Origin of the sequence: Bacillus sp. 491mf, from assembly GCF_900112415.1 — a bacterium.
Lineage (GTDB): Bacteria > Bacillota > Bacilli > Bacillales > Bacillaceae_G > Bacillus_A.
The window spans coordinates 143,981-157,193 of the sequence record NZ_FOLV01000002.1; the positions used below are offsets into that span (position 1 = coordinate 143,981).

The following is a 13,213-nucleotide window of genomic DNA, read 5'->3' on the forward strand; positions in this document are numbered from 1 at the left end:
TGAAAAAATTCAGAATTGTGTTAAAGTGGAGATATAATTAAATTCTTATCAAGAGCGGCGGAGGGAACTGGCCCGAAGAAGCCCGGCAACCTACTTTATAAAAGTAAGGTGCTACTTCCAGCAAAATGGAATCCATTTTGGAAGATAAGGTAGACACGTTACCGGAACAGTCTTTTCGAAATGGGAAAGATTTTTTTTATGAAAAAAGGGGGGCTGTTCATGGGGGGACGCGAACAATTTGAGGAAGTAGCAAGTAAGATTCAAGCGATGCTTGCTGATATGAAATATGGTTCAATTACAATTGTTGTGCAAGATGGTAAAGTGATTCAACTTGAAAAAAGTGAAAAAGTACGTTTGAAATAAGCATGCTGACTAGAAAAACTAGAGGCGGCTTTAATCTATTTTTAATAGATTAAAGCCGCCTTTTTATATGATTTATATGTAGGAGGAGAACGATGTTAACGTATGAAAATTGGCAAGATAATTTTGTTTCATTTCCAGAGGATGATGAAACGAAAGGTGCTTTAGCGACGGTGCGCTGGGCCTATGAACATTATAGGCAGGATATTGTGTATGCATGCAGTTTTGGGGTAGAAGGAATGGTCTTATTGCATATTATTAACCAAGTAAATCCATCTGCAAATGTTGTATTTTTAGATACAAATGTTCATTTTCAAGAAACGTATGACTTAATTAAAAAAGTACGAGAACGATTTCCTCAGTTGAATATTATTGAAAAGCAACCGAACCTTACACTTGGAGAACAAGCTAAAGAGCATGGTGATAAATTATGGGAACATAATCCAAACCTTTGTTGTCAATTAAGAAAAATTAAGCCGTTAGAAGAAGGACTAACAGGTAGGAAAGCATGGATATCAGGTTTAAGAAGAGAGCAGTCTGAAACGAGAAAAAATACGCAGTTTATTAATCAAGATCATCGATTTCAATTTGTTAAAATTTGTCCGCTTATTCATTGGACTTGGAAAGAGGTTTGGCGTTATGTATACAAGCATAATTTGCCATACAATCCACTTCATGATATTGGATATCCGAGCATCGGATGTGAAACGTGCACAGTACGAGTGCAAGAAGGCAGTGATTTAAGAGATGGACGGTGGGCTGGCATGACAAAAACGGAATGCGGTCTTCATATCGATAAAAGCTGATAAAGTGAAACTTTAATCAGTGGGGGTTTTCTTCATCCCCCACTGATTATTAGTTGAACCAATCGGGCTTTTACGGGCAGTTTATCTCCCGCCTAACTTCTTTGCTTTTGCTGAATTTTGAGGCGGGAGTATTACTGCCCGTTAATGCGGGATAAAAAAGGAGGAGAAGAGAATGAGTGATACAAAAGTAATAGTGAATCGAATTGATACAACGTATGAAACCGCACATATCGTAAAGGAAATTGAGTTAGATGGGGTGGCGTTAAGTGATTTAGAACTGATCGCTATCGGTGGATATAGCCCGCTTACTGGTTTTTTAGGGGAAAGTGATTATGAGTCTGTAGTAGCGGAAATGAGATTAACAGATGGAGAAGTATGGAGCATTCCCATTACATTGCCTATAACAGAAGAAAAAGCGAAAGAATTGCAAGTAGGAGAAGAAGTTAGGCTTGTAAAAGAAGGAGTGACTTATGGTGTGATTCAAGTTGAAGAGATTTACACGCCAAATAAAGAAAAAGAAGCATTCCTTGTCTATAAAACGGTAGAAGACGAACATCCGGGTGTGAAGAAATTATATGATCGTCCTAATGTATATGTAGGAGGACCTATTACACTTGTGAAACGAATTGAAAAAGAGAAATTTTCTGCATATTATTTAGAGCCTAGTGAAACGCGAGCGGAGTTTCAGCGGCGCGGCTGGAAAACAATCGTTGGCTTTCAAACGAGAAATCCAGTACACCGTGCGCATGAATATATTCAAAAAGCAGCTCTTGAAATCGTTGACGGTTTGTTTTTAAATCCGCTCGTTGGTGAAACGAAGTCAGATGATATTCCAGCTGATGTTCGCATGGAAAGTTATGAAGTACTTCTTGAACACTACTATCCAAAAAATCGTGTCTTTCTATCAGTATTTCCGGCAGCAATGCGATATGCGGGGCCTCGTGAAGCGATTTTCCATGCACTTGTCAGAAAAAACTTTGGATGTACGCACTTTATTGTTGGTCGTGACCACGCTGGTGTTGGAAATTATTACGGCACGTATGAAGCGCAGGAGATTTTTAGCAATTTTACAATAGAAGAGTTAGGGATTACCCCTCTCTTTTTTGAGCATAGTTTTTATTGTGCAAAATGTGAGGGAATGGCATCGACAAAAACATGTCCGCATGGAAAGGAAGATCATGTCATTTTATCAGGCACAAAGGTAAGAGAGCTGTTACGAAATGGAGAACTGCCGCCAAGTACGTTTAGTCGTAAAGAAGTAGTAGAAGTTTTAATTCGTGGTTTACAAAAAGAAGTTGTGACAAAGTAAGGAGAGAAAAAATGGGAACAAATATTACTTGGCATGCAGCATCTGTTTCAAAAGAAGAACGCCGAAAACAGAATAAGAATCATAGTTTTGTTCTGTGGTTTACAGGCTTATCAGCTTCTGGGAAGTCTACAGTAGCCAATGCAGTAGCTCGCAAATTATTTGAGGGAAATATCGGTAATTATGTATTAGACGGAGATAATATTCGTCACGGTTTAAATAAAGATTTAGGATTTTCCGAAGAGGACCGCACAGAAAATATTCGGCGCATCGGCGAAGTGGCGAAACTATTTGTTGATAATGGAAGCATTGTAATAACAGCATTTATTTCACCATTTCGAGAAGATCGCAAGCAAGTGCGTGACATATTAGAACAAGATGAGTTTGTTGAAGTGTTTGTAAAGTGTCCGATTGAAGAATGTGAAAAGCGTGATCCAAAAGGGTTGTATAAAAGGGCAAGAAGCGGAGAGATTAAGAAGTTTACGGGAATTGATTCTCCATATGAAGAGCCGATCCAAGCTGAGATCATTGTAGAAACACATCGCTATTCTATTGAAGAATGTGCACAGCAAATTATTACTTACTTGCAAAAACGAAGCTTTATCCCGCAATTTGTGGGCAGTAAGACCCCGCCTCAAGATTAAGAGAGAATCGTTGGCTAGTTCCAGTGGCTTCGCTTCTTCCCCCCTAACATTCTGGGGGAGGAAGAAAATCCCCACTGATTAAAGTTTCACTTTGTTTAGGGAGGAAACAAGATGAGTTATGAAAAAGTGTGGGCAAACAATGAAAAATTAAATGCAACAGAGAAAAAGAAATTAAAAAAAGACGGTTTAGAGATTTTTAAAAATATACCACATTATGCTGAACATGGATTTGCGTCTATTCCGAAAGAAGAATGGGATTCTTTTAAGTGGGCAGGATTATATTTGCAGCGCCCAAAAGAGGCTGGATATTTTATGATGCGTGTGAATATCCCGTCTGGAATTATAACGAATGAACAAATTGAAGCTCTTGCTTCAATTGCAAAAGATTACGGCCGCGATGTACTTGATATTACAACGCGTCAAGCAATTCAGTTTCATTGGCTACAAATTGAGCAAATTCCAGACATTTTTAAGCGATTAGAAAAAGTAGGTTTATCAACAGCTGGTGCATGCGGTGATATTACACGTAATATTACAGGGAATCCACTTGCTGGAATTGATGAAAATGAATTGTTTGATACACAAGTAATTGTACGGGAGGTATACGAATACTTTCAGCACAATGAAGAATTTTCAAATTTACCTCGCAAATTCAAAATGTCAATTAGCTCCAATTTGTATAATTCAGCAAGTGCTGAGATTAACTGCATAGCATTTACACCTGCAACGAAAGAAATTAACGGGGAAAAGGTCATTGGGTTTCATGTGAAAGTAGGAGGAGGTTTATCAGCGCGCCCATATTTGGCGGAAGAATTAGATGTATTTGTTTTACCAGAGCAAGTAAAAGGTGTAGCAATTGCGATTGCGACGATTTTTCGTGATTTTGGTTATCGTGAAAAGCGCCACCTTGCACGCCTAAAATTTCTTGTTGCAGATTGGGGAGCAGAAAAGTTTAAAGAGCAGTTATTACAATATACAGGACCCTTATATGAGAGAGGAGAAAGTGCTCTAAAGGGATGGAACGCTGGTTACTTTTACGGTGTTCATAAACAGAAACAAGATAATCGATACTATATTGGTTTTAATGTACCAGTTGGTCGTCTACATGCAGAAGAAATGTATGAGATTGCTAGAATCGCAAAGCAATATGGGAATGGTGAGATTCGGACATGTAACTCGCAAAATATTATTATACCGAACGTATTAAAAGAGAGTGTTGATGTGTTATTACAAGAACCATTATTTGAAGCGATTTCCGCAAAGCCAAAGTCATTTATCGGCTATGCAGTTTCTTGTACAGGAATTGAATATTGTAATTTGGCATTAGTGGAGACGAAAGAAAGATTACGTAATATCGCAGATTATTTAGATACACAGCTTGTATTAGATGTACCCGTTCGTATTCATATGGTCGGTTGTCCAAACTCTTGCGGACAAAGACAAATTGCCGATATCGGTTTGCAAGGTATCAAAATGAAAACGAAAGAAAAAGGAATGGTTGAAGCGTTTGAAATTTATGTAGGCGGGACCCTGCTTGACGGCGGTGCTTACAATGAAAAGTTAAAAGGAAAAATAGATGGTGAAGACTTGCCAAATGTTCTTGCTGCATTTTTAACCTATTTTAAGGAAAATAAGCTCCCTAGTGAAACGTTTTATGAATTTGTTGGTCGTGTTGGAATAACGAATCTACAAGGAGTATTAGATACAATTTTAGAAGAAGTGATTGCATCGTAGGAGGGGAACAATATGGATTTATATCGTTTTGAAGCTGTTTTAGCAAATGGTGTTGTTCCAGTAGTCGTTGTTGCGCAAAGTGAAGAGCAAGCATTTCGTCTCGTCGAAGTGGAACTTGAAAAATATTTTTTACCTTTGCCGGAAGTGAAAGAAATTTCTTTATATGAGAAAAAGAAAATTCGGAAAGGCGCAGCTTTTGTTTTACATGAACAGGAAACGGTTTAATCAATGGAAGCGGAGAATAGGACGGAACATTGTCAACTTCCATTAGTAGAAAATGTTCTGCTGATGGAAGTTTTACTTTATAGAAGAAATGAGGGGAAAGTATGGGGAAAGTGTACATTGTTGGGGCAGGGCCAGGGGACCCGGAGTTAATTTCTGTGAAAGGTGTAAAATGTATTAAGCAAGCAGATGTTATTTTATATGATCGTCTTGTGAATAAAGAACTGCTTTCTTATGCAAAGCCAGAAGCGGATTTAATTTACTGCGGGAAACTCCCGAACTACCATACGATGAAGCAAGAAACGATTCATGCTTTTTTAGTGAAGTATGCAAAGAAAGGAAAGATTGTGACGCGTTTAAAAGGCGGAGATCCGTTCATATTTGGGAGAGGCGGCGAAGAAGCAGAGGTATTGGTGAAGCATGGTATTCCGTTTGAAATTATTCCAGGGATTACAGCAGGAATTGCAGCTTCTGCATATGCAGGAATTCCTGTCACACACCGCGAGGCTAGCACAAGTTTCGCAGTTGTAACCGGGCACCGGAAAGAAGGAGCAAAAGAGGAAGTGAAATGGGAAAACTTAGCAAAAGGCGTCGATACACTTGCTGTTTATATGGGGGTAAGCAATCTTCCTTATATATGTGAACAGCTTTTGAAATATGGGAAGAATGAAAACACGCCAGTAGCGATGATTGAGTGGGGAACAACATTATCTCAGCGTACAATTACAGGGACACTAGGAAGTATCGTATCTATAGCGAAAGAGGAGCGAATTCAAAATCCGAGTATGATTGTAATCGGAGAGGTTGTACGCTATCGAGAGAAAATTCAATGGTTTGAACAAACGATGGAACAATCATATCCACTTAGCGGAGTACTTTAACATGAAAGCAGTACTATATATTTGTCATGGCAGCCGTTTACAGGAAGCGTGTAAAGAAGCGGCTGCTTTTGTTACATCGTGCATGGAACATATATCAGCTTCTATTCAGGAATTATGTTTTTTAGAATTAGCATCTCCTTCTATTGCAGAGGGAGTTACAGCTTGTGTACAGAAAGGAGCAACGCAAATTGTGATTGTTCCTGTCTTTTTATTAGCTGCAGTTCATGTGAAAAAAGATATTCCAGAGGAGTTAGGACGGTTACAAAATCAATACCCTAATGTGTCTTTTTCGTATGGAAATCCATTTGGAGTTTCTCGTGAACTTGTTACTGCACTTTTAAATGGAAGCGGAATAAAAGCCATTGGTAAACGAGTTACTCTTTTACTTGTAGCAAGAGGGAGTAGTGATGAGGAAACGTTAAGAGATGTTAAGGACATTGCGTTATTGTTGGAAGAGGCAGATGAAGTAGCGAAGACTGAAGTCTGTTATTTAGCAGCAGCTAAGCCGCAATTTGAAGAGAAGCTGCGTGAACTTGTTCAAACAATAAATGCTCCAATTGTGATTGTTCCGTATCTGTTATTTACAGGATTGTTAATGAAGAGAATTGAAAAAACGGTTCGAAAATATAGCCATTCTCATATTGTATTATGTCCGTATGTAAGCAAAAATCAGGCTTTTCAAGATGTACTCATTAAACGTACAGAAGAAATGATAAGGGAGAATAAATATGTATCCATTAACGGTGCGAATAAAGAATAAACGTGTTGTTTTCATTGGCGGTGGACGAGTCGCAGCATTTAAAATCACTCCTTTATTGCAAGAGGAAGCTGATATTATTGTCATTAGTAGAATATTAGATAAAAGTTTAATTCCACTTGTAGAAGAACAAAAAATTCGGTGGTTTCAAAAAGAATATGAAACAAGCGATCTTATCGGGGCTTTTTTAGTTGTTGCGGCAACGGACGATTCGTTGTTAAATGAGAGAATTGCAGACGATGCAGCGCCAAATCAATTAGTAAATGTAATTACAAATCCGGAAAGTGGTAATGTTCATTTTCCAGCAGCCATTCATCGGGGGAAATTGAATATTGCTGTTTCTACTGGAGGAGCAAGTCCAAAACTTGCGAAAAAAATTCGTGATAAAATTGCCGGGAAATATGATGATAGCTATAAGGAATATCTAGATTTTTTATATGAAGTACGTATGAAAGTGAAGCAGTTACAACTAGATAAGAAGAAACAAAATGTTGTATTACAGGAAGTACTTAAGTCTAGCTATATACACAATATAGAAGAACAGGAAGAATTTTTGTATTCTTTAGATAAATACAAATTGAAAGATCAACCTAAAAACCTTCTTTCTTTTTAGGTGGGCGAGAGCATCTGGCCATGCATAGAAGCGGTCAGGGCCTATTTTTGCCACATGCAAGGTTTAAAACAAAAGGAGAAAGCTCGTATTGTAATAGATTGTGATATGTTCCTCTTTTTAATAGAATAAAGAATACGTCACTAAAAAAGGGGAAAGAGCTATGAAAATTAGAAATTCAGTAAAAGCATTAATTGTACGAGATGATCATTTTTTAGTAATTAAAAAGCATGATCAAGACGGGGAATATTATTTGTTAGTTGGCGGAGGTCAAGAGCCGGGGGAAACTTTTACAGAGACGGTGAAACGTGAGTGTTTGGAAGAAATCGGTGCTGAAGTTCAGCCGAATGAGTTACTGTTTATTAGAGAATATATAGGTAAAAATCATGAACAAGCAGAGTTTGATTTTGATCTTCATCAAATTGAATATATGTTTTCCTGTACACTTCTAAGTGAACCGGATATGAAGCGAGCGACGCAGTTAGATACCAATCAAGTTGGGATAGAGTGGCTGCCTTTACATAACATTACACAGTATCGCTTATACCCAAAAACATTATGTGTGCAACTACAAAAACATTTTATTCACCATGAAAAAACTGAAGTATACTTAGGAGACGTCAATTAATTTATTCTTTACAAATGAAATAATCTCCTCTATAATCACAATTAACTTCAATACATGAAATCGATGAGCAAGAAGAGTATGTATATTTGAGACGTTCAGAGAGCTGGGAAAAGGTGTGAGCCCGGTACGATAAAATATACAGAATGGGCTTGCGAGAGGTATGTTGAACGAATAGTAGGCAACCCGGGTTCCGCCGTTAAAAGGATAAGGTATCGGATATATTCCTGTACCTGAAAAGTGGGATAACTTATCCAATTGAGGTGGTACCACGGTATTATAATATCGTCCTCTACATGCATAATAGCATGTAGAGGACTTTTTTATTTTCTAAAGGAGGTGGGCGAGTATGAAATGAAATTATACGATTAAGAACAATAAAAACGATAAAATAAGGAGAAGTAAAGATGAAAGAAACACAGCAATGGACGTCAAAAATTGGTTTTGTACTCGCAGCAGCCGGGGCAGCAGTAGGGCTTGGAGCGATTTGGAAATTCCCGTATGTTGCCGGGAATAGTGGAGGAGGAGCCTTTTTCCTTGTCTTTTTACTCATGACAATATTTATTGGTATGCCGCTTTTAGTGGCGGAATTTGTGATTGGCCGCAGTACGCAAAAAGAAGCGGTGACAGCTTATAAAGTATTAGTGCCAAATAGTAAACTATATCCATGGATTGGTCGTATGGGAGTCGTGACTTGTTTTAGCGTTTTATCATTTTATAGTGTTGTGGGAGGATGGATTTTACTTTATTTGTTTTATAGTGTAACAGGTGGATTATGGGGGAATGGTGCTGATTATGCAAAGTTATTTGGTGAAACTATCTCCAATCCAATCAGTGCCATTGGAGCACAATTTATTTTTATGCTTTGTACCATTTTTATCGTAAGTAAAGGTGTAGAAAAAGGAATTGAAAAAGCAAGTAAATATATGATGCCGCTATTATTTGTTTTGTTTCTTGCCATTATTGTTCGTTCTCTTACATTAGATGGGGCGTGGAAAGGTGTCGAATTTTTCTTAAAACCTGATTTCTCAAAGTTAACAGCGAAAACAATTTTATATGCGATGGGGCAATCGTTCTTTTCGCTTACGGTTGGAGCTTCGGTTATGGTCACATATAGTTCCTATTTAAAAAAAGAAGAACATTTAGCAAAATCAGCAACGTCAATTACAAGTTTAACAGTCTTTATTACTGTACTTGCAGGACTAGCGATTTTCCCGGCAATTTTTGCGTTAGGCGTTAGTCCGACAGAAGGACCTGGATTATTATTTATCGTTCTTCCCGCTGTATTTGGAGAAATTCCTTTCGGGCATTTTTTCTTTATTTTATTCTTAATTTTGTTTTTCTTCGCAACGATCACCTCGGCAATTTCTATGTTGGAAATTGTTGTTGCTTCTGTAGCGAAAGAGGATGAAAAGAAGCGCCCATCAGCATCGCTCTTAATTGGATTACTCATTTTCGTAGTTGGAATTCCAGCAGCATTATCATTTGGAGTTATGAGTGATGTGAAATTATTCGGAAAGACATTTTTTGATTTAGTGGATTTTTCGGTGAGTAACGTATTACTTCCGCTTGGTGTGTTAGCCATTTCGCTCTTTGTGCCAAATAAAATGAAGAAAGAGCTGTTAATGCAAGAATTAGAAGTGACAGAAACAAGAGGGAAAACGTTATTTAACATATGGTTCTTCTTGCTTCGTTACGTTATTCCGATTACGGTTCTTCTTGTCCTTTTAAACGTTATTGGTGTGCTTTAGTTAAAAAAAGCGGAGAATATTCTCCGCTTTTTTTAGTATATAAATAGAAACATATGTTCTTGTTTGGTATACTTTGGGTATACAAAACAAGAAAGGAGTGTGTCCAATAAAAAAGATACCGGATCCAACTACTGAAAATATTCGGTCTATAAATGTCTCTTTGGCTTCTTGTAATTCTGCAACTGCTTGTAATTCTTGTTTCATGTGTAGACCTCTTCGAAAAAACTTTCATGTTATTGTATGTGTAATGCCTAGAAGGTGGTCAACTACCCACCACTTCTCTTGCCCGTCACGCGCTTGAAGATGGGGACTTCTTTCGGAATTAAGTTAAAGATTGCAAAATAATATGTAAGAAGTATATATGAAATATGGTGCTCACTTGTTTTACATAAATAAAAAAACTCGGCAATTGCCGAGTTTTTTTATTACAGTCCAATGTAAGATGATGGATCAACTGCATTTGATTTTGCTTGATTCCATTCACCGATATGAAGTTCGAAATGTAAATGTTGTCCAAATGACTGTCCAGTATTCCCCATGAATCCAAGTTGTTGTCCTTGTTTCACAGTTTGTCCGGCAGAAACGGAACGACTGCTCATATGAGCGTAAACAGTTGTATAAGTTTTCCCGTTTATACGGTGTGATAAATATACAACATTTCCATAACTAGAAGATAAATCAGAACGAATTACGACACCGTCAGCTGCTGCAATAATTGGCACTGTTCCTGATGCGGCAATATCAATTCCTTTATGGTTGTCCATTTCACGTACACCAAATCCTGAAGTTTTCGATCCAGCTGCTGGCTTAATGAAACCGCCTGTACTTCCCCCTTGAGGTGCAGGTGTAGGGACAGATACAGGTGCAGATGCAGTTTGAGATGAAGAAGCGGATTGTTTTTGCTCTTCAGCCTTTTTCGCTTCAGCAGCTTTTTTCTCGTCTTCCGCCCGCTTTTCTTCTTCAATTGCATTTTGAACAGCTTTACGTTGATTTTCTAAAATACTTTTTGCTTCTTCTAAACTCTCCATTTCAGAATCTAGTTTTGAAGCTTTTGCGTGTAAATCAGTAATTAAAGTTTGTTGTTGCTGCTGATTTGCTTGAAGTTCTTGTTGCTGTTTCTGTAAAGTTTTCTCAGCTTCTTTTAGTTGCTGTTCTTTTTTCTCGACCGCTTCTTTTTCTTTTTTAACGGTATCCTGGTCTTGTGTTTGTTGTTTTACGATTTCTGTATCACTATTTAAAATTAAGCTAACAGAATACACATTTTCTAGTAGTTCTGCGAAATTGTTTGTATTAATTAATACTTCTGTAATTAAATTTGTGCGTGGCTTTTCTTGCATAGATTGTAATCTGTGCTTAATTAATTCTTGGCGCGAATCGATTTGTTTTTGCAACTCTTCAATATGCTTTTTTTTCTCTGTAATACTCGCTTGTGTTTTGTCAATTTCTGTTTTTGTTGCTTTTAAATCTGCCTCGTTTTTATTAATAGAAGAAGTTAATTCATCGATTTTTTTCTGCAAATCTTGAATCTCTTTTTCTATTTTTTGTTTTTCCTCTAATTTCATATGTAATTCTTGTTGATTACCGTCTAGTTGTGATTGAATATTAGTTAATTTATCTTGACTCGTCTCCGCATACGCTGTTGAAAGCACGGGAGAAACGAAAATAGTGCCGGCTGTCAATAAACTAAACGCTGTGATTTTTTTGTTCATCTGCCTATCTCCTTTCCCTACATTCTATTATAATCATAAAAAAGAGAAAAATGTCTATTGTTGTAATGATAATGTAAAAAAATATTTAAGGAATTGTTATTAAATGGCGAAAGTTAGAAGAATTTTACTCCTAAATTGTTCGTTTTTATTATAACGATTCATTTATATGTTAACGGATATATAATAAGGAATAAGAAAAAAGGAATCGTTCTCATGTTAGGTTTCCTAACATGCTTTTTATTCTTGTCAACAAAAATATTTGCATACTGGTAAACTTATTTAGTTGTCAGATTAATATTTTTGCCTTATTATTTTAAAAGGGAGGAAAGTATTGAATAGTTGAACAATATTTAATACTTCTATTTTTTTGTATTTTATAGAAAAATAGAATATGAAAATTAAGAACATCTTAGAAGGGGGTTGCAGCAAGTATGAAAAGAATTGGACTTGCGTGGCAAATTTTAATTGGTCTTGCTCTCGGTATTCTCGTAGGAGCAATCTTTTATGGCAATACAGAGGTTGCAAAGATTCTACAACCGATTGGTGATATTTTTATTCGTTTAATTAAAATGATTGTTGTACCGATTGTAGTAGCGAGTATTATTGTTGGTGTTGCCGGCGTTGGCGATGTGAAAAAGCTTGGACGTTTAGGCGGAAAAACAATTATTTATTTTGAAATTATTACAACGATTGCAATTGTTGTTGGTTTATTAGTAGCAAACGTATTCCAGCCAGGAAAAGGCGTGAATATGGCAGAGTTACAAAAATCAGATATTTCTAAGTATACTGCTACAACAGAACAAGTGCAAAGTCATTCATTTGCAGATACGTTCGTAAATATTGTTCCGACAAATATTATGAAGTCGTTAGCAGATGGTGATATGCTTGCAATTATTTTCTTCTCTGTATTATTTGGTTTAGGGATAGCGGCAATTGGAGAAAGAGGAAGACCAGTTCTGAATTTCTTCCATGGTGTAGCCGATGCAATGTTTTATGTAACAAACCAAGTTATGAAGTTTGCGCCGTTTGGTGTGTTTGCGTTAATTGGCGTAACGGTTTCTAAGTTTGGTGTAGCGTCATTAGTTCCATTAGGTAAATTAGTAATTGTTGTTTATGGATCAATGATTTTCTTCGTTGTTGTTGTATTAGGTCTTACGGCAAAGGTATTTGGAATTAATATTTTCCAATTCTTTAAGATTTTAAAAGACGAGCTTATTTTAGCATACTCTACAGCAAGCTCAGAGACGGTTCTACCAAAGATTATGGAAAAGATGGAGCGTTTCGGATGCCCGAAAGCAATTACATCTTTCGTTATTCCAACAGGTTATTCATTTAACTTAGATGGTTCCACATTATATCAAGCAATTGCTGCGATTTTCTTAGCGCAAATGTATGGTATTGATTTATCGATTACGCAACAAGTTACATTACTTCTTGTATTAATGGTTACTTCAAAAGGGATTGCCGGTGTACCGGGCGTATCGTTCGTTGTATTATTAGCAACGCTTCATACAGTAGGTATTCCGTCTGAAGGTTTAGCGTTTATCGCTGGTATTGACCGTATTTTAGATATGGCACGTACTGCAGTAAACGTTGTAGGTAACTCTTTAGCTGCAGTTGTTATGTCTAAATGGGAAGGACAATATGACGCAGAAAAAGGACAAGCTTATTTGAAAGAGATTTCAGAGAAGCAAGTAGCTTAAATATTAGAAGGGCCTTCACGGTGTACGTGAAGGCTTTTTTTTATAGAAATACAAATGAAAAAACTCTTTTTTGGTGGAGGCGAGAGGAACTGGCCGTGCATAGAA

Annotated in this window: 14 protein-coding genes, 1 riboswitch and 1 other annotated feature; of the genes, 12 read left to right on the forward strand and 2 right to left on the reverse strand. The window is 37.0% G+C overall.

The window, feature by feature from the left end; translation table 11 throughout:
- The first annotated feature begins 42 nt into the window (after positions 1-42).
- A riboswitch (SAM riboswitch) is annotated at positions 43-151 on the forward strand.
- Between the two features lie 68 nt (positions 152-219).
- The 11 genes from BM211_RS03530 to BM211_RS03580 all read left to right on the forward strand — a co-directional run bounded on the left by BM211_RS03530 (position 220) and on the right by BM211_RS03580 (position 9,696).
- Positions 220-363: a YezD family protein gene (locus BM211_RS03530; RefSeq protein WP_090995135.1), complete on the forward strand. Its 144-nt coding sequence runs from the start codon at positions 220-222 to the stop codon at positions 361-363.
- 92 nt (positions 364-455) lie between these two features.
- Positions 456-1,166, forward strand: coding sequence for a phosphoadenylyl-sulfate reductase (locus BM211_RS03535; protein WP_035435259.1), 711 nt, complete (start codon positions 456-458; stop codon positions 1,164-1,166).
- Positions 1,167-1,338: 172 nt separating this feature from the next.
- Positions 1,339-2,475: a sulfate adenylyltransferase gene (gene sat / locus BM211_RS03540; RefSeq protein ID WP_090995138.1), complete on the forward strand. Its 1,137-nt coding sequence runs from the start codon at positions 1,339-1,341 to the stop codon at positions 2,473-2,475.
- Between the two features lie 11 nt (positions 2,476-2,486).
- The gene (cysC, locus tag BM211_RS03545) at positions 2,487-3,116 is read left to right on the forward strand and encodes an adenylyl-sulfate kinase (RefSeq protein ID WP_090995141.1); all 630 of its coding nucleotides are present in this window, start codon (positions 2,487-2,489) and stop codon (positions 3,114-3,116) included.
- Between the two features lie 111 nt (positions 3,117-3,227).
- Complete coding sequence (locus BM211_RS03550; protein WP_090995144.1) at positions 3,228-4,850, forward strand: nitrite/sulfite reductase; 1,623 nt, start codon at positions 3,228-3,230, stop codon at positions 4,848-4,850.
- A gap of 12 nt (positions 4,851-4,862) precedes the next feature.
- The gene (locus BM211_RS03555) at positions 4,863-5,075 is read left to right on the forward strand and encodes a DUF3906 family protein (RefSeq protein ID WP_090995147.1); all 213 of its coding nucleotides are present in this window, start codon (positions 4,863-4,865) and stop codon (positions 5,073-5,075) included.
- Between the two features lie 101 nt (positions 5,076-5,176).
- Positions 5,177-5,953, forward strand: a complete 777-nt coding sequence (cobA, locus tag BM211_RS03560) for a uroporphyrinogen-III C-methyltransferase (RefSeq protein ID WP_090995150.1) — start codon at positions 5,177-5,179, stop codon at positions 5,951-5,953.
- A 1-nt stretch (position 5,954) separates the two neighbouring features.
- On the forward strand, positions 5,955-6,713 hold the full coding sequence (locus BM211_RS03565) for a sirohydrochlorin chelatase (RefSeq protein ID WP_090995154.1): 759 nt from the start codon (positions 5,955-5,957) through the stop codon (positions 6,711-6,713).
- Positions 6,682-7,323, forward strand: coding sequence for an NAD(P)-binding protein (locus BM211_RS03570; protein ID WP_090995157.1), 642 nt, complete (start codon positions 6,682-6,684; stop codon positions 7,321-7,323). Before BM211_RS03565 ends, BM211_RS03570 begins: the two co-directional genes overlap by 32 nt.
- A 160-nt stretch (positions 7,324-7,483) precedes the next feature.
- The gene (locus tag BM211_RS03575) at positions 7,484-7,948 is read left to right on the forward strand and encodes an NUDIX domain-containing protein (protein WP_035435244.1); all 465 of its coding nucleotides are present in this window, start codon (positions 7,484-7,486) and stop codon (positions 7,946-7,948) included.
- A gap of 54 nt (positions 7,949-8,002) precedes the next feature.
- Positions 8,003-8,241 (forward strand) — a binding site (T-box leader).
- Positions 8,242-8,352: 111 nt separating this feature from the next.
- The gene (locus BM211_RS03580; protein WP_090995160.1) at positions 8,353-9,696 is read left to right on the forward strand and encodes a sodium-dependent transporter; all 1,344 of its coding nucleotides are present in this window, start codon (positions 8,353-8,355) and stop codon (positions 9,694-9,696) included.
- Here the strand turns inward: BM211_RS03580 and BM211_RS03585 are convergent, their stop codons facing one another.
- Together BM211_RS03585 and BM211_RS03590 are read right to left on the reverse strand one after the other, a co-directional pair.
- Positions 9,697-9,900, reverse strand: a complete 204-nt coding sequence (locus tag BM211_RS03585) for a hypothetical protein (RefSeq protein ID WP_090995163.1) — start codon at positions 9,898-9,900, stop codon at positions 9,697-9,699.
- Between the two features lie 221 nt (positions 9,901-10,121).
- Positions 10,122-11,405, reverse strand: coding sequence for a murein hydrolase activator EnvC family protein (locus tag BM211_RS03590; RefSeq protein WP_035435240.1), 1,284 nt, complete (start codon positions 11,403-11,405; stop codon positions 10,122-10,124).
- A gap of 431 nt (positions 11,406-11,836) precedes the next feature.
- Here BM211_RS03590 and gltP point away from each other — a divergent pair, with 431 nt between their 5' ends.
- A complete protein-coding gene (gltP, locus tag BM211_RS03595; RefSeq protein ID WP_090995166.1) occupies positions 11,837-13,108 on the forward strand; it encodes a glutamate/aspartate:proton symporter GltP in 1,272 nt (423 codons plus the stop codon).
- Positions 13,109-13,213: the final 105 nt, after the last annotated feature.